The sequence below is a fragment of the Phenylobacterium sp. genome (assembly GCF_019636135.1).
GTDB lineage: Bacteria > Pseudomonadota > Alphaproteobacteria > Caulobacterales > Caulobacteraceae > Phenylobacterium.
The window spans coordinates 61,411-81,086 of record NZ_JAHBYD010000015.1; the positions used below are offsets into that span (position 1 = coordinate 61,411).

The following is a 19,676-nucleotide window of genomic DNA, read 5'->3' on the forward strand; positions in this document are numbered from 1 at the left end:
TCATCCTGATCACGCGAAGGCTCCAGATCGACTGACACGCGTGGGCCAGGATAGGGCCGTTGATCGCGCGCCGCCAGAGGCCGAACCGTCGCGGCTGAAAGGGCTGGCGGCCTAGTGTCCTGGTTCAGAAGTTTGCGCAGTTAAGGTTGATTGGCGTGAGTGGTGTTTCGGACACAGAATCGTTCGATGGAGGCGAGGATGTCGTCGGCGGACTTGGTCCATCGGAAGGGCTTGGGATCGGCATTGTGCTGATCGATGAAGGCGGCGATGTCGGCTTGCAGGTCGGCGACGTTTCGGTGGACGCCGCGGCGTATCTTCTTGTCGGTGAGCAGGGCGAAGAAGCGCTCGACCTGATTGAGCCAGGATGAACTGGTCGGGGTCAGATGGACATGCCAGCGGGGCCGCTTGGCCAGCCAGTCGCGGATCAGCTGGGTCTTGTGGGTGGCGTAGTTGTCCATGACCAGGTGGACATCGAGGTCCTCAGGCACGTTGGCCTCGATCTGGTCGAGGAAGCGGCGGAACTCGGTCGCTCGGTGGCGCGGGAAGCACTTGCCGATCACCTGGCCGGTGGCGACGTCGAGGGCGGCGAAGAGCGAGGTCGTGCCGTGGCGCTTGTAGTCGTGGGTGCGGCGCGCGGCCTGGCCGGGCCGCATGGGCAGCATCGGCTGGCTGCGGTCCAGCGCCTGGATCTGCGACTTCTCGTCGACGCAGAGCACGATGGCGTGCTCGGGCGGCGAGACGTAGAGGCCGACCACGTCGCGCACCTTGGCGACGAAGTCCGGATCGGTGGACAGCTTGAAGGTCTCCAGCCGGTGCGGCTGCAGGCCGAAGGCGCGCCAGATGCGCTGCACGCTGGAGATCGACACGCCGCTGGCCCTGGCCATGCTGCGCGAACTCCAGTGGGTGGCGTCCGGCGGCAGGCTCTCCAGCGTGCGCACGATCACCGCCTCGATCTGCGCATCCTCAAGCGTACGCGGCGTCCCGGAGCGCGGCTCGTCGCGCAAGCCCTCCAGCCGATGCTCGGCGAAACGCCGGCGCCACTTGCCGACCGTGTTCTCGCTAACCCCCAGGCGGGCGGCCACATCCTTGTTCTGCGCGCCTTCGGCGCAGCCCAGAACGATCCGCGCCCGCAGCGCCAGGGCCTGCGCCGTGGTCCGACGCGACGCCAGCGACGTCAGCTCTGCACGCTCCGCCTCGCTGACCTGAAGCGGCGACAAGTACCGACCACCCATCCCAGACACTCCAAAACCAGGAGAGTCTGACACGATTGAGTCCCCTTAGAGTCCAGTGAACTTCTGAGTCGGGACACTAGTTCCCCTTCAGCTTGCGGTCGAAGAAGTCCACCGCCTGCATCGCCCGGTGCATGCGGTTCTTCGGCGTCCAGCCGCCGCGGTGGCGCAGGCCCGGATAGACCATGGTCTCGAAGGGCGTGCCCGCGGCCTGCAGCGCGAACAGGATCCGCGTCGTGTGGTCGAAGGTGACGTTGTCGTCGGCCATGCCGTGCATCACCAGCAGCGAGCCCGGCTTGATCCGCGGCATGCGGGCCACGAGTTCGGTCGCCGCATAGCCCTTCGGGTTGTCCGCCGGCGCGCCCATGTAGCGCTCGGTGTAGTGGGTATCGTAGAGCGCCCAGTCGGTGACCGGCGCCCCGGCGACGCCGGCCTTGAAGGGGCTGTCCTTCGCCGTGAGCATGAGCAGCGTCATGTAGCCGCCGTAGGACCAGCCGGTGACCCCGATGTTCGCCGCGTCCACATAGGGCAGGGACTGCAGGTATTTCGCGCCGGCGATCTGGTCGTCCACCTCGAGCTGGCCCATGCGCCGGTCGATGGCGGTCTTGAAGGCGACGGAGCGGTTGGGCGTGCCGCGGTTGTCGAGCCGGAAGAGGATGTAGCCGGCGTCGAGCAGGATCTGGTCCTCGGGCGTGTGCCAGTTCTTCGCCACGCGCGCGCTGCCCGGCCCGCCGTAGACCTGCACGACGACGGGGTATTTCTTCGACGGGTCGAAGCCGGGCGGGGTGCGCAGCTCCCACCAGAGGTCCTGGCCGTCGGCCGCCTTGATGGTCCCGAACTCGGGGACGCGCAGGCGCTCGGCGTAGGGCCAGAACGGGTGCCCGGCCTTCAGCGCGTTCTCCTCGATCCAGCGCACGCGGCTGCCGTCCGCCTTGTAGAGCGCGGTCTGCGGCGGGGTCTTGGGGTCCTCGTAGGTCCCGGCGAAGGCGCCGCCCTTGTCGGCCACGGTGACGGTCCACGAGCCGCCGCCGGGCGTGAGCGCCCGGGGCTCGCCGGGCGCCTTGTACGAGACCGCATAGAGCCGGCTTTCCACCGGGTTGTCCTTGTGCGCAAGGAAGAGGACGCGGCCCGCGGCCTCGTCGACGCCGGCGACCTTCTCGACGGGCCAGTCGCCCTTCGTCACCTGCCGGATGAGTTTCCCGTCGGCGGCGTACAGGTAGAGGTGCAGGAAGCCCGAGCGCTCGGACGACCAGAGGAAGGTCCCGTCCTTCAGCGGCCTGAAGTCGTCGGAGAGGTCGACCCAGTGCGGGCTCTCCTCGGTGAGGATCGCCTTCGCGGCGCCGGTGGCCGGATCGACCGCCAGCAGGTCCAGGCGGCGCTGGTCGCGGCTCTGGCGCTGGACGTAGAGCGTCCTGCCGTCCTTCGCCCACGCCACGCGGGCCAGGTAGATGTCGGGGTCCGCGCCCAGGTCCACCTTGATGCGGCCGCTGCCGCCGAGCGGCTGGACGTAGAGCTCGACCCTGGCGTTCGGGCGGCCGGGGCGCGGGTAGCGCTGCGGGACGACGAGGGCGCCGGTGGCGTTCACCTCGGGGCGCGGGACGATGTCGACGCCGGTCTGGTCGACGAAGGCCACGGCGATCTTGCTGTCGTCGGGGCTCCACCAGTAGCCGGTGGAGCGGTCCATCTCCTCCTGGGCGATGAACTCGGCCGTGCCCCAGCTCTTCAGCTCCGTGCCGCCCTCGGTGAGCGCGCGCTCGGCCCCGCCGGCGGCCGGCACGACGTAGAGGTTGTCCTCGCGCACGAAGGAGACGAAACCGCCCTTCGGCGAGATCTTGGCGTCGATCTCGTCGGCCGCCGACCTGGTGAGTTGCCGCGCCTGCTTCGTCGCGACGTCGTAGACCCAGAGGTCGCCCTCGACCGGAGCCAGGATCAGCTTGCCCTGGCTGTCCCACGCATAGTCGACCACGCCGCGGGTGGCGACGCCGGCGCGCTCGCGCCGCGCCTTCTCGGCCTCGGAGAGCTCGCGGGCCTCGGGGGCCAGCGTCTTGCCGTCGAGCAGCATGCGCGGCTCGCCGCCGGCCACGTCGGCGATCCAGAGGTCGGTGACCAGCAGGTCGTCGGCGCGGGTCTTGATGTAGGTCACCGCCTTGCCGTCCGGCGACAGCTTCACGCCCCGGGCCCGGGGGCCGGAGAGGTCGGGGCTGTCGAAGACCCGTTGCGGAGGGAGGCGTTCGGCCATGGCAGGTGTCGCGGCGATCAGGGCCGCGAGCGCGGCGGCGAGGAGCTTCATGGCCGCGTTGAACAGGGAACGGGGGCGCTTGGCAATGCGGGGCCCCGGATGGCGCGCCTTGAATTGCCCGCCGGGCCATGCGACGTGCCCGCCATGAGCGAAGACACGCCTCCGACCCTGCCCGACCGCCTCAGCGTCGACCCGAACAGCCCCTATTACGACGAGGCCGTGCTCGCCCGGAACGTGGGCGTCCGCTTCAAGGGCCAGGACAAGACCAACGTCGAGGAATACTGCGTCAGCGAGGGCTGGGTCCGCCTGTCGGTGGGCAATTCCAAGGACCGCCACGGCAACCCGCTGACCATGAAGCTGCAGGGACCGGTCGAGCCCTATTTCCGCGAAGGCTAGGGCGCCAAGAGCGCCAAGGGCGACGCCAGCCTCTTCGTGACCTTGGTGGGCTTGGTGTCGAATTCGCGGCGCTGACGCCTATGCGTCCTCGTCGTCCTCGGGCGGGAGGGGCTCGACGCGGAGCGAGGTGAGGCGCGCGCCCTTGCGCGCGACCACGCTGAATCGGTGCCGGTGGAAGGTGTAGGTCTGGCCGACCTCCGGGATCGCCTGGGCCTCGTGGATCAGCAGGCCGGCGACCGTCACCGCCTCGTCGTCGGGCAGGTCCCAGTTCATGGCGCGGTTGAGGTCGCGGATGGTCACCGAGCCTTCGACCGTGACCGAGCCGTCGGGCATCGCCTTCACGCCGACGGCGGTGACGTCGTGCTCGTCCTCGATCTCGCCCACGATCTCCTCGAGGATGTCCTCGAGCGTGACGAGGCCCTGCAGCGCGCCGTACTCGTCGACGACGAGCGCGAAGTGGTTCTGCCGCTTCAGGAAGGCGGCGAGCTGGTCCTTCAGCGACGTGGTCTCGGGGATGAACCAGGGCTCGCGCAGGATGTCGGGGATGTCGATCTTCTCGATGTCGCCGTCGGACTCGACGAGGGCGTTCAGCAGGTCCTTCAGGTGCAGGACGCCCACGATGTCGTCGGGCTCGCCGCGATAGACGGGGACGCGCGTGTGGTTCGAATCCAGCGCCGCGCGCAGCATCTCGCGGGGCGGCAGGCCGCCGTCGATCGTCGCCATCGAGCGGCGGTGGATCATCACCTCCGAGACGTCCATCTCGCTGAGGTCGAGGACGCCGCCCAGCATGTAGCGGTCGCGGGTCTCCACCAGGCCTTCGGAGTGGTGGTATTCGACCGCGCCCCGGATCTCCTCGTGCGCCGCCAGGACGTCGGTCCCGGCGTCGAGGCGGATGCCGAACGGCCGGAGCGTCTGGCGCACGATCCACTGCGCGCCGTCGGCCAGCGGGCCGAAGAGGCGCACGGTCCAGTAGGTCGGGATCGAGAGCGTGCGGGCCACGTCGTCGGCGCGGGCGATGGCCAGCGTCTTGGGCAGGATCTCGGAGAAGACCACCACCAGCACGGTCATCACCGCCGTGGCGATCAGGGCGCCCCACGCGCCGGGGAACACGGCCGACAGCACGCTGGTGGTCAGGGCCGAGGCGCCGATGTTGATGACGTTGTTCCCGAGCAGGATGGCGCCGATCATCGTCTCCTGGTTGTTCAGGAGGCGGTTGATCCGGCGCGCGGCGCGGTCGCCCTCGCGTTCGAGCTGGTGCAGACGGCCGCGGCTGGCGGCGGTCATCGAGGTTTCCGAAGCCGACAGCAGCGCCGACAGGGTCAGCAGCACGATCAGCGAAGGCGCAAGGGTCGCGAGCAGCGCGACGAGCATCAGGGTCTGGTCCTCAAGCGGCCGCACCTTCCGCGACCAGGAATTGGCGCACCGCGCCGGAGTCCACGTCCCGGGCGACGAAGGCGTCGCCGAGGGCGCGGGCAAGGATGAACGTCAGGCGGCCGGCCTCGGCCTTCTTGTCCTGCGCCATGTGGGCGACGAGGCGGCCGGCGTCGAACGGGTGGCCCGCGACGTCGGCCAGCGCGGTCGGCAGGCCCGAGGCGGCGATGGCGCGGCCGGCGCGGCCGGCGTCCTGGCCGCTCGCCAGGCCCTGGCCGGCGGAGAAGCGGAAGGCCAGCGCCATGCCCACGCCGACCGCCTCGCCGTGCAGCAGGGCGTCGCCGTAGCCGGTCTCGGCCTCCAGGGCGTGGGCGAAGGTGTGGCCGAGGTTCAGCAGGGCGCGGCGGCCCTGTTCCTTCTCGTCCTCGGCGACGATCTCGGCCTTCATCTCGATGGACCGCGCCACGGCGTGGCCCAGCGCCGAGGGCTCGCGCGCCAGGACGGCCGCGCCGTTCGCCTCCAGCCACTCGAAGAAGGCGCGGTCGCCCAGCAGGCCGTACTTGATCACCTCGGCGTAGCCGGCGCGCATCTCACGCGCGTTCAGGGTGGCGAGCACCGAGAGGTCGGCCAGCACCAGGCGCGGCTGGTGGAAGGCGCCGACCAGGTTCTTGCCGCGGGGCGTGTCGATCGCCGTCTTGCCGCCGACCGAGGAGTCCACCTGGGCCAGGAGCGTCGTCGGGATCTGCACGAAGTCGATGCCGCGCTTGTAGACGGCGGCCGCGAAGCCGGCGAGGTCGCCCACGACGCCGCCGCCGAAGGCCGTGACGATGTCCCCGCGGTCGAGCTCCAGCGCCAGCAGCCGGTCGGTGACGTCGGCCAGGCCCGCGAAGCTCTTGGTCTGCTCGCCCGGGGCGACGATCACCGGCAGCGCCTCGATGCCGGCGGCGGCGAGGGCGGCGGTCAGGCGCGCCCCGTGCAGGCCCCAGACCGTCTCGTCGGAGACCACGGCGGTGCGGCCGCGCTTCTGGAACGGGGCGATCAGGCGGCCGGCCTGTTCGAGCAGGCCTTCGCCCACGAGCACGTCGTAGGCGCGGTCCCCCAGACCCACGGAGATGGTCCGGCTCATTCGGCAGGCTCGCCCAGGTGTGCGGAGAGCGCCTCGATCACCTGGCCCACGGTGATGTGATGGGCCGCGTCGCCGGTCTCGACCGTGACGTCGGCCTCGGAATAGGCGGGATAGCGGGCCTCGGCCTGGGCCTTCAGCACCTCCATCGGGTCCTTGCCGGTCAGGAGCGGGCGGGTGTCCTTGCGGCCGACCCGGCGCGCCAGGACCTCCAGGTCGGCCTTCAGCCAGACCGACACGGCGCGCGCCTTGATGAGCGCGCGGGTCTCTTCGTTCATGAAGGCGCCGCCGCCGGTGGCCATCACGTGGGGCGGGCCGTCGAGCAGGCGGGCGATCACGCGCCGCTCGCCGTCGCGGAAGGTGGGCTCGCCCAGGTCGGCGAAGATCTCGGAGATGGACCGCCCCGCGGCGGCCTCGACCTCCGAGTCGGCGTCACGGAAGGGCAGGCCCAGCGTGCTGGCGAGGCGGCGGCCCACGCTCGACTTGCCGACGCCCATGAGGCCCACAAGTGCGATGGTGCGATGTCGAAGCGGTTCGTAGCGGTCCATGGACGGCTGAGGCTTTACACGAGCCTGTGTGCTCGCGCCAATCGGGGGCCATGGGTATGCTGCTCCGCATGTTGCGTTTCGCCCTCTTCGCGAGCGTGCTCGCGCTCGCCGCGACGCCCGCCGCCGCTCAGGTGCAGGTCGTGCAACTGGCCGCGCCGGACGCCTTTTCGACGCCCGGACGTGACACCGGCCTGCCGGCGGAGCTCTGGGCCGGGACCCCGATCGAGACCGCGCGGATCGTCCTGCCGATGCTGGCCGCCAGGCCGCTGTCGCCCGCGGCGGCGAACCTCGCGCGGCGCATCCTGGCCACAGGCGCCAAGGGCCCGGACGGCTCGGCGAGCGACGAGGCGCTGGCCGGACAGCGGGCGAGCGCGCTGATCGCCCTGGGCGACGTGGCCGCCGCGACGCGCCTGATGGAGCGGGCGCCGGGCCTGGAGCGCAACGCCGAGCTGGCGCGGGCGGCCGCCGAGACCGCGCTGCTGGCGGGCGACAGCGCGAGGGCCTGCGGCATCGCCGACGGCCTCGGGACCAACCGCGGCGATATCTACTGGCTGCGCCTGCGCGCCTTCTGCCAGGCCGAGGCGGGGCAGGGGGCCCAGGCCCAGCTCACCTTCGATCTGGCGCAGGCCCAGGCCCGCGACGCGATCTACGGGCGGCTGATGATGGCGAAGCTGTCGGGCGCGGCGCCCGGGGTGGCCTCCGCGCGCAACGGCCTGGACCTGGCGCTGTCGCGCTCGCTCGATCTGGACCTGGCGGCGGCGAAGCCGGCGCCGGTGGTGGCCGCGGCGCTCTCGGGCGCCGAGCCCGCGACGCCGGCCTTCGACACCAGCCTCATCGACGCGGAGATCGGCGGCCTGGGCGCGGCGGTGCGCGACGGCATGCCGCCCGAGGCGGGCGTTTCGGCGCTGATCTCGGCGGCCGCCGAGGCGGCCGAGCCGAAGCCGCGGGCGCGGCTGCAGGCGGCGGCGCTCCTCCTGGCGGCGCTGGCCAACGATCTGCCGGGCCCGGACCGGGCGAAGATCGCGGGCTTCGCCGTGGCCGAGGGCAAGGCGCCGTCCGGCCGCAACGCGGCGCTGGACGCCGCGTCCGACACCCGCCGCATGGGCGAGGCGGCGCTGCTGGCGCTCTGGACCTGCGCCGACGCCGGCGCGGCGGGCCCGGCGCTGGGCGACCGGGTGCGGATCGTCCGCTCGCTGGGCCGCGCGGGCCTGCTCGACGACGCGCGCCTCTTCGTGCTGGAAGGGCTGGCGGGCCTGAAATGACCGCCAGGGGCGCCGCCCGCCTTCGAGGGGACGACTGGGTCGACGCCTTCCTCGAGATGATGGCCGTGGAGCGCGCGGCCGCCCGCAACACGCTCACCGCCTATGCCCGCGACCTCGCCGACGCGAGCGGCTTCCTGGCGGCGCGGGGCCGCGGCCCGGGTGACGCGTCCGCCGAGGACGTCGAGGCCTATTTCGCCGCGCTCGGCGCTCGGGGGCTGTCGCCCGCCACGGCGGCGCGGCGGCGCGCGGCGGTGCGGCAGTTCTACCGCTTCGTCCTGGGCGAGGGCTGGCGCGACGACGACCCCAGCCGTCGCGTCGAGGCGCCGAAGAAGGGGCGGCCGCTGCCGAAGGTGCTCTCGCGCGACGAGATGGACCGCCTGATCGCCGCCGCGGGGGCGCGCGACGGGGCGCAGGGCCTCCGCTTCGGCTGCATGGTGGAACTGGCCTACGCCTCCGGCCTGCGGATCTCGGAGCTGACCGCCTTGCCGCTGGCCGCGCTGGCTCGCGACCCGGCGTACCTGATCGTCAAGGGCAAGGGCGGCAAGGAACGGCTCGCGCCGCTGAACGAGAAGGCCCGCGCGGCCGTGAAGGCCTACATCGACGCCCGGCCGGGCTTCCTTCCGAAAGGCGGGAAGACGAACCCCTGGCTCTTCCCGTCACGGGGCAGGGCGGGACGGCTGACGCCCCGGCGGTTCGCCCAGGTGCTGGACGAGGCGGCCGCCGACGCCGGCATCGATCCCGACCGCGTCAGCCCGCACGTGCTGCGCCACGCCTTCGCCACCCACCTGCTGGAAGGCGGCGCGGACCTGCGGGTGGTGCAGAAGCTGCTGGGCCACGCCGACATCGCCACCACGCAGATCTACACCCACGTGGCGTCCGACCGCCTGCGCGAGGTGGTCCAGACCCGCCACCCCCTGGCGAAGAAGCGGTGAACGAAATCCCTCCCCTTCAGGGGAGGGACAGCTCGCCGGAGGCGAGCAGGGTGGGGAACCCCGGTCCAAGCTGAGCCTGAATGCGGCTTCCCCACCCGTCTGTCGCTTCGCTCCAGCCACCCTCCCCATGAAGGGGAGGGATGACCGGCGGGCCTCAACCCGTGATGCGGTAGCGGCCTTGGTCGTCCGGGCAGACGCGGACGTAGCGCAGGTCGCGGCCGTAGGCGTCGACGGGCGCGGCGGCCAGGCGGCAGCGCTGGCGGCTGTAGTAGTTGTAGTCGTAGGCGCTGGCGTAGCGGTTGCGGCCCTCGCGGTACGGCATGGTGTCGTCGTAGCTGAAGTACGGGCCGCGGCTGTCGCACTTGTAGTTGCGGTCGCTGGCGTTGCCGACCGCGCCGCCGATCACCGCGCCGGCCACGCCGCCCAGGACCGCGCCCTCGGTGCGGGCGCCGCGCGAGGCGACCTGGCTGCCCAGCACCGCGCCGGCCAGGGCGCCGATCAGGCCGCCGGCCACCGTATTGCCGCTCGACGTCGAGCAGGGGACGGCCGAGGCCGAGGCGTTGCGGCCGTAGTAGCCCGCGTAGGGCGGCGCCTCGTAGCGGGTCCAGGTCGCGGTGTCCCAGACGGGGCGCGGATAGAGCCGCCCGTAGGCGCCGGAGCCGTAGCGGCGGTCGTAGATCACCCGGGCGCGCTCCCACTCGGCCAGGCGGCGGTCGTAGTCGCGGCGTGCGGCGGCATAGTCCCGACGGGACTCGCGATAGGCGTCGCGGCTGGCCTCGTACTGGTTGCGCTGGTCCTGGTAGCGGTCGCGCTGGGCGTCATACTCGCGCTGCTGGCGCTGATATTCGTCGGTCGGCCGGTACTGCTGGGCCAGGACGGGCGTGGCGGCGGTGGCGAGCGCCAGCGACGACGCCATCGCGATCTTCACGGACTTGAGCATCATGACTCTCCAGGTCTCCCTCGACGGGGCGAAACGGCCGGCAGGCTTGAGCGTTCCGAGCCGCGGGAACGCGCCTTCGGGTTCGCCGCTTGTGAGCGGGACCGTTCACGCCTAATTTCCGCCGCTTCCGGAGGCCGTGGCCTTCCCAGTACGGACGCCCTGATGGCCGCGCACTACCTCGAGTTCGAGCGACCGATCGCCGATCTCGAAGCCAAGATCGAAGAGCTCTCCAAGGTGTCCGAGACCGCCGGCGGCGGCGTGGACGACGAGATCGAGGCCCTGCGCGCCCGCGCCCAGGAACTGCGGGTCGAGGCCTACTCCAACCTGGACGCCTGGCAGAAGACCCAGGTGGCGCGCCATCCTGACCGGCCGCACTTCGTGGACTATGCCGCGGCCCTGATCGACGAGTTCCAGGAGCTGCGCGGCGACCGCAAGTTCGCCGACGACCAGGCGATCCTGGGCGGCATCGGCCGTTTCCGAGGCCGTGCGGTGGTGGTGATGGGCCACGAGAAGGGCCGCGACACGGCCGGCCGCGTGAAGCACAACTTCGGCTACGCGCGCCCCGAGGGCTATCGCAAGGCGGTGCGCCTGTTCGAGCTGGCCGAGCGGTTCAACCTGCCGGTGATCAGCTTCGTGGACACGCCGGCCGCCTACCCGGGCATGGCGTCCGAGGAGCGCGGCGTCGCCGAGGCCATCGCGCGCTCGACCGAGAAGGCGCTGATGCTGGAGGCGCCGATGGTGGCGGTGGTCACCGGCGAGGGCGGCTCGGGCGGCGCGCTGGGCATCGCCTGCGGCTCCCGCGTCCTGATCCTGGAGCACGCGATCTATTCGGTGATCCCGCCCGAGGGCGCGAACTCCATCCTGTGGCGCGGCGCGCGCACGCCGGGCGAGGCGGCCAAGGCGATGAAGATCACCGCCCAGGACCTCATCAAGCTGAAGATCGTCGACCGCATCATCCCCGAGCCGCCCGGCGGGGCGCATGCCGATCCGGAAGCCGCGATGGCCGCCGTGGGCGCGGCGGTCGAGGAAGAGCTGAAGGCCCTGGAAGGCCTGTCGGCGGACGAACTCAAGACCGCCCGCGCCGAACGCTTCTACGCCATCGGCCGCAGCGGGCTTCAGTAGGCGCCCGAAGGGGAGCCGCGAAAGCCACGGAAGGGCGCCGCGCCCTTCGCACGGGCCTCCGCGCCAGCGGCGGCTCCGTCATTTTGAACCGCGGAATACGCGGAAGGACGCGGAAAGCGCAGGCCCCCTCTTCTTCCGCGCCATTCCGCGTATTCCGCGGTTTCTTGACTTGGTGAAGGCGCCGCTTCGCGGCCTCTCGGGGACCCTTCCGGTGCCGTAAAAGCAAAGAGCCGCCGGGTCGCCCCGGCGGCTCCTCGCTCTGCGGTCGTGCGCGCCCTAGAAGTTCAGGTTCGCGCCGATGAAGAAGTAACGGCCGCGGTTGTCGTACTGCGACGAACCCGTGCCCGTACCCGTGAAGGTTTCCGGCAGCGCCGGCGGGTAGCGGTCGAACAGGTTGATGACACCGGCCCGGAAGGTGATGTCGTCGTTGTACGCGTAGGTCGCGCGGATGTCGTGGCGGAAGTAGTCACCCGTCTTGTAGGGGGTGATCACGCCGGCCTGCTGCGCCTGGCTCGCGATCATGGAGCCGTAGTAGATCGTGCTCCAGGTGAACGAGAACTTGTCGTAGCTCCAGCGCGCCGTACCGTTGGCCTTCCACTCGGGCGTCGCGTTCGTGATGGTGTTCGCGAACTGCGTGTACGCCTGCAGCGGCAGACCCTGCAGCACGAACTTGTACATCCAGGTGGCGTCCAGGCGCAGGCCGATGTCGCCGAAGTCCTGGCCGAAGACGTCCTCGGTGTGGAAGCCGTACGAGATCGAGTAGTCGTAGCCTTCGACCTTGGTCGAGGCGACGTTCTGGTTGACCAGGATGGCCTGGATCACGCCGCCGACCACGGCGCCGCCGTTCGTGCCCGTCGGGTCGCGCTGGATCTGCGCGCAGAACGGGTTCGAAGCGAAGGGCTGGGTCAGGTCGTCGTAGCACAGCGTCGAGAACAGCGTGTTGATCGGGATCGTGCCCACGCCGTCGCGGATGTTGTACTTGAAGAAGTCCAGCGACATCTGCAGGCCCGGCACCCAGCGCGGGTTGAAGACCACGCCGTACTGGTAGGTGTGGGCGGTCTCGGCGCCGAGGTTCGGGTTGCCGCCTTGCAGCAGCGCGAGCGACGGGCGGCCCGTGCCGATGTTCGAGGTGAACGTGGCGGGGTTGTAGCCCGGGATCGCGGCGGCGCAGTTGACGCGGCGGGCGGCCTGCTGGGCCGCCGTCGCCGTGCGGAACGACGCGGCGTCGCAGGGGTCGATCGCGGCGGTGGTGAAGTTCCGGCCTTGCGGGGCGAACAGCTCGACGATGTTCGGCGCACGGACGGCGGTGCTTTCGGTCGCCCGGAAGCGCAGGTCCTTCACCGGCGCCCACTCGAGGTGCAGGCGGTACTGGTCGGTGCCGTGGATCGTCGAGTAGTCCGACGCACGGGCGGCCACTTCCACGCTCAGCTCTTCGGCGAACGGCAGATCCTTCAGGATCGGGATCCGGACCTCGCCGTAGATTTCCTTCACGTTGTAGGAGCCGCCGCGGGTGCCGATGGCGTTGAAGAACAGCGCGCCGGAGGCCGACAGCGGATCCTGCTCGAACAGGCTGGTTTCCTTGCGGTACTCCGCGCCGAACGCCACGCCGACCGGGCCGGCCGGCAGGTCGAACAGGTCGGTGGCGAAGTTCAGGGCCGCCGTCGTCTGCTTGACGGTCTGGTCCGAGGTCGCCACGCCGTTGGCCCACAGGATGGCTTCGCGGCTGGCGCCGTTCACCAGGTCCCAGGGGGCGCAGCCGGCGGCGCGGGCCGCGGCGTCGCGGCAGACGACCTGGCCGTTCAGCAGCACCGCATCCGTGGCCTGCTGGACGCGCAGGATGTTCGGCACGCCGTAGGAGATCGTGGTGCCGTCGAGGCGGGCGTACTGGGCGTAGCCGTCGACGAACACGTCGCGGCCGAAGGTCTGGAACTTGCCTTCGAAGCCGCCCGTGAGCCTCCACTGCTCGCGCTCGGTCTTCACGTCGCGGCCGCCGAACTCCTCCCAGAACTTGCCGACCTGGGCGGTCTGGGCCTGAGTGAGGGTCTTGCCGGCGGCGAGCCACTCGGCGCGCAGCGCAGCGGCGGTGGAGCCCGCGCCGTTCAGGTAGGCGTTGTCGCCGCGCAGGACGACGGGCATGGTGCCGCCGCCCGCCGCGCTCGAGAACGCCGGCTGGAAGATGCCGTAGCCGCCGGCGTTGACGTAGTTGCCTTCCAGGAACGCGTGCCAGGTGTCGGTGATCTTGTAGTCGACCACCGAGCGCAGGACGGCCCTGTTGCTCTTCGCCTGCAGCGTGTTGTAGGCGACGCCCGAGTAGAACAGCGCGTCGTCCTGGCAGCTCGGCTGCACGGTCGCGGTCGAGCAGGCGGCCGAGAGGCGAACGACGCTCGACGGGTTGCGGTAGTCGAGGGTCACGGCGCGGGCCGTGCCGAGCGCGCCGCCCAGAAGCTGGAACGTGGCGGTCGGGGCGGTGTTGGCCTTGCTCTGCAGGATGACCGACTGCGGCGCGACCGTGGTGTCGCGACGGATGCCGGGGTTCATCTCGTCCCGGTCACGCTGCATGATCTTGTCTTCGTTGGCGTATTCGCCACCGACCAGGATCGACAGCTTGTCGTCCATGAACTTCTTGCCGTAGATGAAGCCCAGGCGGCCGGTCTCGCCGTCCCCGTGCTCGGAGATGCCGCCCTGGATGTCGATCTCCAGGCCGTCCTGCTCCTTCTTCATGATGAAGTTCACGACGCCCGCGATGGCTTCCGAGCCGTACACGGCCGACTGGCCGCCCGGGATCGTGTCGATCCGGTCGATCATCAGCGACGGGATGGTGTTCAGGTCGACGGCCGGCGACGAGGCGTCGGAGAACGGCAGGCGGCGGCCGTCCATCAGCACCAGGGTGCGCGTCGGGCCGAGGCCGCGGATGTCGGCGCGGACCTGGCCGGCGAGGAACAGCGTGCTCGACGAGTTCTGGCCGTTGGTCGCCGGGTTGATCACCGGCTGCTCCAGCAGCAGGTCGCCGACCGAGATCTGGCCGGATTGCTTGATCACGTCCGAGGTGACGACCGACAGCGGCGACGGCGCCGAGAAGGTGTCGCGGCGGATACGCGAACCGGTGACGACGATCTCGCCCACGTCCACGCCTTCGTCGGCGGTCTGGGCTTGGGCGAAGGTCGGCGCAGCGAGCAGGCTGGCCGAGGCGGCTGACGCGAGCAGCGCGCTTCGAAGCATGGTGTTCATTTCGACTTTCATTCTGCGGTCCCCGGCCTGGGGTAGGTGTTCAGGGCGCGCCGGCCGGGGCCGGCGCCATGGCATCCTCCAGGCGCAAAGCCTCCGGACCGTCGGCGCGGAGCGACGACGAAGCAGAAAGCTCACACCTGCGAGGTGAGGGCGGAAGCTGTCATGCAGCCGATACGGGAGCAACGAAAAGCCGCCATAATCGCGACGAACGGTCCAGGAAGATTACGGTTTTCGCCGGATGTGCGCCATTGGCGCCACACATTGGCGACGTGAGGGCAAAGCTTTCCCCACGCTTAACGCAACAGCCGTAACACTTTTCGGTCACACGACCGCGGCAAGGGCCTCGGCGATCTCGTCCACGGCCGCCTCGGTCGTGGCCCAGGAGCACATGAAGCGCACCGAGCCGTCGAGGAAGCGGTAGACGAACCAGCCCTTCGCGTGGAGGGCGGCGAGGCGCGCGTCGTCCATCTCGACGAACACGCCGTTCGCCTCGACGGGATGCAGCACCTTGAAGGGCATCCGCGCGGCCAGGCGTTGCGCCATGGCGTTGGCGCGCCGCGCGTGGCGGACCAGCGCGCCGTCTTCGAGCATGCCGATGAAGGGCGCGGCGTAGAACCGTCCCTTGGAGGGCAACTGGCCGGCCTGCTTCAGCCGCGCATCGAACCGGCGGGCGAGGCCGCGGTCGAAGATGACCACCGCTTCGGTGGGCGGCATGCCGGCCTTCGTGCCGCCGACGACCAGGATGTCGACGCCCAGGCCCTGGATGGCCTTGAGGTCGAAGCCCGCCGCTGCCGCGTTCGCGAGCCGGGCGCCGTCGAGGTGGACGCCGTAGCCCCTGGCCTTGACCGGGCCCGTCAGCGCCGCGAGCTCGGCGGCCGTGTAGACCGTGCCGTACTCGGTGGCGTTGGTGAGCGAGAGCGCGGCGGCCGGCTGACGGTAGGAGACGTCGGGCGCGGCCAGGGGCGCCTCCAGGCTCTGGGGATCGATCTTGCCCGACGCGCCGGGGAGCGCAGCGAGGCCCAGGCCGTGGCCGAAGAAGCCCGGCGCGCCGGTCTCGTCGGTGCAGACGTGGGCGTGGCGGTGCGCCAGCACCGACTCGAACGGGCGGCACAGGGCGGCGAGGGCTATGGCGTTGGCCGCGGTGCCCGAGGCCACGAACCGCACCTCGGCGTCGGCGTCCAGCAGGGCGCGCACGAGGTCGGCGGCCCTGGCGCTGACGGCGTCGCCGCCATAGCCGGACGTGAAGCCGGTGTTGGCGGCGACGATCGCGTCCATCGCTTCCGGCGTGGCGGGGGCGGTGTTGTCGGACGCGAAATCGTAGCGGGCCATGGCCGGCTTTTGGCCCGCCGCTTGTGCTGCCGCAAGGGCGGGTGGTCTGATGGCGACGAGTCGGGTTGGGGGACGTGATGCTGAAGACGATTCTGGCGGCCTGTGCGGCCCTGGCCATGGCGGCGGGCGCGGCGGAGGCGAAGCCGCTGCCGGCCGGCGGGCTGACGGCCAAGGAGATCGCCGCCTGGATGAGCAGCAACGGCTACAAGGCCAAGGTCGAGACGCAGGACGGCGAGGCGTATGTCGACGCCGAGACCAACGGGCTCAACTTCAGCGTCGATCTCTACGACTGCGACAAGGGGCGCTGCCGCGCGGTCCAGTTCACCGTCAGCTTCGAGAAGAACAAGGACACGCCCTCGCTCCAGCAGATGAACGACTGGAACGCCACGAAGCGCTACCTGAAGGGCTACGTGAGCAGCAAGGGCGACGCGGTCTTCCAGTTCGACGTCAACGTCGACCCGGGCGGCACCTGGGAGGCGCTGGAGGACGATCTCGACGTCTTCGTGGGCTTCATGGGCGACGTCACCGCCTTCGTGAAGTGGTGACGGCTCAGCCGTGGTCCCGCGCCCAGGCGCGGACCTCGTCGACGAACAGGTCGGGCTCCTCCATCGCCGCGAAGTGGCCGCCGCGGGGCATGTCGGTCCAGCGCACGACGTTGTAGGCGCGCTCGGCGAAGCTGCGCGGCGGCGCGGCGTAGAGCGGCTCGCCCGGGAAGTTGGCGAAGGCGGTGGGCGTCTCCAGCCGTTCGCCGGGGCCGAAGGCCAGGCCGCCTTCCTCGATCAGGCCGCGATAGTACCAGGCGCCGGTCGTGAAGCTGCCGGTCATCACGTAGATCATGATGTTGGTGAGCAGCTTGTCCTTGCCGTAGGCCTCGTCGATCGTCTTCTTCGACAGGTCGGACCAGTCGTGGAACCGCTCGCAGATCCAGGCGGCCTGGCCCACGGGGTTGCCCGCGCCCAGCCAGGCGACCGACTGCGGCTTCGACATCTGCAGGCGCAGGTACGCGCCCATCATGCCGCCGGCGGCCTCCTGCTGCGCGGCCCAGGCGCGCTCCTCGTCGGTCCGCACGCCGTCGTGCGGGCGGAAGCCCAGCATGTTGAGGTGGATGGCGCGGGCCGACGCGCCGTGGTCGCGGCCGAGCCAGGACGTGACCATCGCCCCCCAGTCGCCGCCCTGGGCGAGGTAGGACTTGTAGCCCAGCACCTCGGTCATCAGCGTGTTGAAGAGCCGCGCGGTGGTGCGCTGGCCGATCGGCCGCGTGGGCTTCGACGAGAAGCCGAAGCCGGGCAGGGACGGGACCACCAGGTCGAAGGCGTCGGCCGCGCTTCCGCCGAAGCGCGAGGGGAAGGCCAGCTTCTCGATGGAGTCCCAGAACTCGTAGTGCGAGCCGGGCCAGCCGTGGGTGACGATCAGCGGCCGCCTGCCGCCCGCCTCGCCGACCACGTGCAGGAAGTGGAGGTCGAAGTCCTCGACGCGGGCGGTGTGCTGCGGGAAGCGGTTGAGGTCGGCCACGGCGGCGCGCCAGTCGTAGGCGCCGGTCCAATGTTCGCAGAGGCCCCTGAGCCACGCCCCGTCGCAGCCGTAGTTCCAGCCGTCGGGCGCGGCCGGTTCCGGCGGCCAGGGATAGGCGCGGACCCGGTCCAGCACCTCGCCGACCGCGGCCTCCGTCCAGACGACTTCGAAGGGTTTGATCTCGGCCATGCAGGAGTCCCCGTTGACGGCTCCCCTCCCCCTTGCGGGGAGAGGGCCTGGACGTGCTTCCGCCTGCGACCTGCCGCGCTTGCCGCTACGACCGTCAAGCGCCGGGGCGCAGACCCTTGCCGAGGGCCGTGCCGATGCGGTCGTGCAGGTTGCGCGCGGCGCCGGGCGGCAGCTTGCCGGCCATCTCCAGCACGATGACGCCGTGGGTGGCGGCCCAGAACATGGTCCCGATCTCCTCGGGGTCGCCCGCCATCTCGCCGGCGGCGACGAGGTCCTTCACCCAGGCGCTCATGGTGTCGTGGGCGCGGCGGCCGGCCTCGATGAGCTCGGGATGGTTCCCGTCCAGCGGCTGGTTCAGGTCGAACATCAGCTTGTAGGTGTGCGGGTTCTCGAAGGCGAAGTCGACGTAGGCGTCGCCGACGGCGGCGCCCTTGCCGCGCACGCTGGCGGCGCCCTCGCGGGCCTTCTCCAGCGCCTCGGCGAAGCGGTTGAAGCCGCTGGTGCGCACGGCGGCCAGGATGTCGTCCTTGTCCTGGAAGTAGCGGTAGGGCGTCATCGGCGAGACGCCCAGCTCGGCGGCGAGCTGGCGCATGGTCACCGCGTCGGGCCCCTGCTCGGCGAAAAGGCGCTCGGCGGCGGCGCACAGGCGCTCGCGGAAGTCGGCGACGTCGGTCTCGGTCAGTACGCGGGGCATGCGACTCGTCTTTCGCAAGAAAGCGCTTGCCAACCGCTAGCGCCTGGATCAAGAATTTACAACGTAAGAAATTCGGCCCAGCAGGGAGGTCGACCATGGATGGGAACGCTCGCATCAATCCGTATCTGGCTGGCAATTTCGCGCCGGTCCGCTCCGAGGACGACTTCGACCTCGCGGTGAAGGGCGAAATCCCCCGCGAACTGCGCGGCGCGCTCTTCCGCACCGGCCCCAACCCGCAGTTCGAGCCGCGCAATCCCGAGGGCTACCACTGGTTCACCGGCGACGGGATGATCCACGGCTTCTACGTCGAGGACGGCAAGGTCCGCTACCGCAACCGCTATGTCCGCACGCCCAAGTGGCGCCTGGAGAACGAGGCCGGCAAGGCGCTGTTCGGCGGCTTCAACCCGATGGCGGGCGACCCCTCGGTGTTCGGCAAGGACGGCGGCGTCGCCAACACCAACATCCTCTGGCACGCCGGCAGGCTGCTGGCGCTGGAGGAGGGCCACAAGCCCACGCAGATGGACGCCCGGACGCTGGAGACCCTCGGCTACGACGACGCCTACGTCGGCCGCACCACGGCGCACCCCAAGATCGACCCGGCGACCGGCGAGATGGTGTGGTTCGGCTACGGCGTGGGCGAGGCGCCGCTCTCGGCCGGCATGAGCTACGGCGTCACCGACGCGGCCGGCAAGGTCGTCCGCCGCGACGACTTCCAGGCCCCGTTCGCCTCGATGGTCCACGACTTCATGGTCACGGCGAACCACGCGCTGTTCCCGATCCTGCCGCTGACCGGCAGCCTGGAGCGGGCGATGAAGGGCCTGCCGGGCTTCGCCTGGGAGCCGGAGAAGGGCGCCTACGTGGGCGTGATGCGCCGCGACGCCGACGTTTCGACCATCCGCTGGTTCAACACCGAGGCCTGCTACGTCTTCCACCCGCTGAACAGTTGGGAGGAGGGCGACAGGATCTGTTGCGACGTCATGCGCTACGACGTGGCGCCGCTGTTCCCGAAGGCCGACGGCTCGCCGGGCGACCGGGCGGCGGCGCGGCTGGTCCGCTGGACGTTCGACCTGGCCGGAAGCTCCGACGCCATCAAGGAAGAGCCGCTGGACGACCTGGACGGCGAGTTCCCGCGCGTCGATCCGCGGGTCGAGACGCTGAAGCACCGCCATGGCTGGTACGCCGCCGACTCGAAGGGCGCCGCCAGCATCCGCATGGACGCGCTCGCCCACATCGACCTCACGACGGGCAAGCGGCAGGTCTACGAGCTGGGCGGCGGCGACATGCCGTCGGAGCCGGTGTTCGTGCCGCGCTCGGCCGATGCGCCGGAAGGCGACGGCTGGCTGACCGCGGTGGTCTACCGCGCGGGCGAGGACCGCTCGGACATGCTGGTCTTCGAGGCCCTCGACATCGCCAAGGGGCCGATCGCGGTCGCCGAGATGCCGCGCCGCGTGCCGTTCGGCTTCCACGGCAACTGGGCCAGCTTCTAGCGTCGTAGCCGCCGGTTCCCCCGGGATGGGGCGGCCGGCGGTTGCCAAGCGCCGCCGCGGCGTCCAATGCCTCCG

At 70.8% G+C, this 19,676-nt stretch carries 16 protein-coding genes; 6 read left to right on the forward strand and 10 right to left on the reverse strand.

The window, feature by feature from the left end; genetic code table 11:
* Positions 1-140: 140 nt before the first annotated feature.
* Positions 141-1,232, reverse strand: a complete 1,092-nt coding sequence (locus KF737_RS12070; RefSeq protein ID WP_296454772.1) for an IS630 family transposase — start codon at positions 1,230-1,232, stop codon at positions 141-143.
* Positions 1,233-1,308: 76 nt separating this feature from the next.
* Complete coding sequence (locus tag KF737_RS12075; RefSeq protein ID WP_296454774.1) at positions 1,309-3,519, reverse strand: S9 family peptidase; 2,211 nt, start codon at positions 3,517-3,519, stop codon at positions 1,309-1,311.
* Between the two features lie 93 nt (positions 3,520-3,612).
* Between KF737_RS12075 and KF737_RS12080 the strand changes: the two genes are divergently transcribed.
* The gene (locus KF737_RS12080) at positions 3,613-3,864 is read left to right on the forward strand and encodes a DUF3297 family protein (protein ID WP_296454776.1); all 252 of its coding nucleotides are present in this window, start codon (positions 3,613-3,615) and stop codon (positions 3,862-3,864) included.
* A 78-nt stretch (positions 3,865-3,942) separates the two neighbouring features.
* Here KF737_RS12080 and KF737_RS12085 read toward each other — a convergent pair whose 3' ends face one another.
* From KF737_RS12085 to KF737_RS12095, 3 genes are read right to left on the reverse strand one after another with little or no spacing between them, the layout of a single operon-like run.
* Positions 3,943-5,235 carry an HlyC/CorC family transporter gene (locus KF737_RS12085; RefSeq protein WP_296454778.1) on the reverse strand — a complete coding sequence of 431 codons (1,293 nt, stop codon included), beginning with the start codon at positions 5,233-5,235 and terminating at the stop codon, positions 3,943-3,945.
* A gap of 13 nt (positions 5,236-5,248) precedes the next feature.
* Entirely contained in the window at positions 5,249-6,361 is a 1,113-nt protein-coding gene (gene aroB / locus KF737_RS12090) for a 3-dehydroquinate synthase (protein ID WP_296454780.1), read from the reverse strand.
* Entirely contained in the window at positions 6,358-6,948 is a 591-nt protein-coding gene (locus tag KF737_RS12095; protein WP_296454866.1) for a shikimate kinase, read from the reverse strand. The genes aroB and KF737_RS12095 overlap by 4 nt, the downstream gene beginning before the upstream one ends.
* A 26-nt stretch (positions 6,949-6,974) precedes the next feature.
* Between KF737_RS12095 and KF737_RS12100 the strand changes: the two genes are divergently transcribed.
* On the forward strand, positions 6,975-8,168 hold the full coding sequence (locus KF737_RS12100; RefSeq protein ID WP_296454782.1) for a hypothetical protein: 1,194 nt from the start codon (positions 6,975-6,977) through the stop codon (positions 8,166-8,168).
* A complete protein-coding gene (locus KF737_RS12105) occupies positions 8,165-9,100 on the forward strand; it encodes a site-specific tyrosine recombinase XerD (RefSeq protein ID WP_296454784.1) in 936 nt (311 codons plus the stop codon). Before KF737_RS12100 ends, KF737_RS12105 begins: the two co-directional genes overlap by 4 nt.
* A 154-nt stretch (positions 9,101-9,254) precedes the next feature.
* On the opposite strand, the gene KF737_RS12110 is transcribed toward KF737_RS12105, so the two are convergent.
* A complete protein-coding gene (locus KF737_RS12110) occupies positions 9,255-10,043 on the reverse strand; it encodes a glycine zipper 2TM domain-containing protein (RefSeq protein WP_296454787.1) in 789 nt (262 codons plus the stop codon).
* A 159-nt stretch (positions 10,044-10,202) separates the two neighbouring features.
* Between KF737_RS12110 and KF737_RS12115 the strand changes: the two genes are divergently transcribed.
* A complete protein-coding gene (locus tag KF737_RS12115) occupies positions 10,203-11,162 on the forward strand; it encodes an acetyl-CoA carboxylase carboxyltransferase subunit alpha (protein WP_296454788.1) in 960 nt (319 codons plus the stop codon).
* 276 nt (positions 11,163-11,438) lie between these two features.
* On the opposite strand, the gene KF737_RS12120 is transcribed toward KF737_RS12115, so the two are convergent.
* Entirely contained in the window at positions 11,439-14,402 is a 2,964-nt protein-coding gene (locus tag KF737_RS12120) for a TonB-dependent siderophore receptor (protein WP_296454790.1), read from the reverse strand.
* 309 nt (positions 14,403-14,711) lie between these two features.
* Entirely contained in the window at positions 14,712-15,719 is a 1,008-nt protein-coding gene (locus KF737_RS12125) for a beta-eliminating lyase-related protein (protein WP_296454792.1), read from the reverse strand.
* A 77-nt stretch (positions 15,720-15,796) separates the two neighbouring features.
* Here KF737_RS12125 and KF737_RS12130 point away from each other — a divergent pair, with 77 nt between their 5' ends.
* The gene (locus KF737_RS12130; protein WP_296454795.1) at positions 15,797-16,264 is read left to right on the forward strand and encodes a YbjN domain-containing protein; all 468 of its coding nucleotides are present in this window, start codon (positions 15,797-15,799) and stop codon (positions 16,262-16,264) included.
* Positions 16,265-16,268: 4 nt separating this feature from the next.
* Here the strand turns inward: KF737_RS12130 and KF737_RS12135 are convergent, their stop codons facing one another.
* Both KF737_RS12135 and KF737_RS12140 read right to left on the reverse strand, forming a co-directional pair.
* Complete coding sequence (locus KF737_RS12135) at positions 16,269-17,420, reverse strand: epoxide hydrolase family protein (protein WP_296454797.1); 1,152 nt, start codon at positions 17,418-17,420, stop codon at positions 16,269-16,271.
* A gap of 94 nt (positions 17,421-17,514) precedes the next feature.
* Entirely contained in the window at positions 17,515-18,114 is a 600-nt protein-coding gene (locus KF737_RS12140; protein WP_296454799.1) for a TetR/AcrR family transcriptional regulator, read from the reverse strand.
* 95 nt (positions 18,115-18,209) lie between these two features.
* Here KF737_RS12140 and KF737_RS12145 point away from each other — a divergent pair, with 95 nt between their 5' ends.
* Entirely contained in the window at positions 18,210-19,601 is a 1,392-nt protein-coding gene (locus KF737_RS12145; RefSeq protein WP_296454801.1) for a carotenoid oxygenase family protein, read from the forward strand.
* The last annotated feature ends 75 nt before the right edge of the window (positions 19,602-19,676 follow it).

Coding starts and splice junctions, on each gene's coding strand:
- KF737_RS12115 (WP_296454788.1), top strand. CDS start 10,203: ATGGCCGCGCACTACCTCGAGTTCGAGCGACCGATCGCCGATCTCGAA.
- KF737_RS12145 (WP_296454801.1), top strand. CDS start 18,210: ATGGATGGGAACGCTCGCATCAATCCGTATCTGGCTGGCAATTTCGCG.
- KF737_RS12130 (WP_296454795.1), top strand. CDS start 15,797: ATGCTGAAGACGATTCTGGCGGCCTGTGCGGCCCTGGCCATGGCGGCG.
- KF737_RS12100 (WP_296454782.1), top strand. CDS start 6,975: ATGTTGCGTTTCGCCCTCTTCGCGAGCGTGCTCGCGCTCGCCGCGACG.
- KF737_RS12070 (WP_296454772.1), bottom strand. CDS start 1,232: ATGGGTGGTCGGTACTTGTCGCCGCTTCAGGTCAGCGAGGCGGAGCGT.
- KF737_RS12105 (WP_296454784.1), top strand. CDS start 8,165: ATGACCGCCAGGGGCGCCGCCCGCCTTCGAGGGGACGACTGGGTCGAC.
- KF737_RS12120 (WP_296454790.1), bottom strand. CDS start 14,402: ATGAAAGTCGAAATGAACACCATGCTTCGAAGCGCGCTGCTCGCGTCA.
- KF737_RS12125 (WP_296454792.1), bottom strand. CDS start 15,719: ATGGCCCGCTACGATTTCGCGTCCGACAACACCGCCCCCGCCACGCCG.
- KF737_RS12140 (WP_296454799.1), bottom strand. CDS start 18,114: ATGCCCCGCGTACTGACCGAGACCGACGTCGCCGACTTCCGCGAGCGC.
- KF737_RS12135 (WP_296454797.1), bottom strand. CDS start 17,420: ATGGCCGAGATCAAACCCTTCGAAGTCGTCTGGACGGAGGCCGCGGTC.
- KF737_RS12080 (WP_296454776.1), top strand. CDS start 3,613: ATGAGCGAAGACACGCCTCCGACCCTGCCCGACCGCCTCAGCGTCGAC.
- KF737_RS12110 (WP_296454787.1), bottom strand. CDS start 10,043: ATGATGCTCAAGTCCGTGAAGATCGCGATGGCGTCGTCGCTGGCGCTC.
- aroB (WP_296454780.1), bottom strand. CDS start 6,361: ATGAGCCGGACCATCTCCGTGGGTCTGGGGGACCGCGCCTACGACGTG.
- KF737_RS12085 (WP_296454778.1), bottom strand. CDS start 5,235: ATGCTCGTCGCGCTGCTCGCGACCCTTGCGCCTTCGCTGATCGTGCTG.
- KF737_RS12075 (WP_296454774.1), bottom strand. CDS start 3,519: ATGAAGCTCCTCGCCGCCGCGCTCGCGGCCCTGATCGCCGCGACACCT.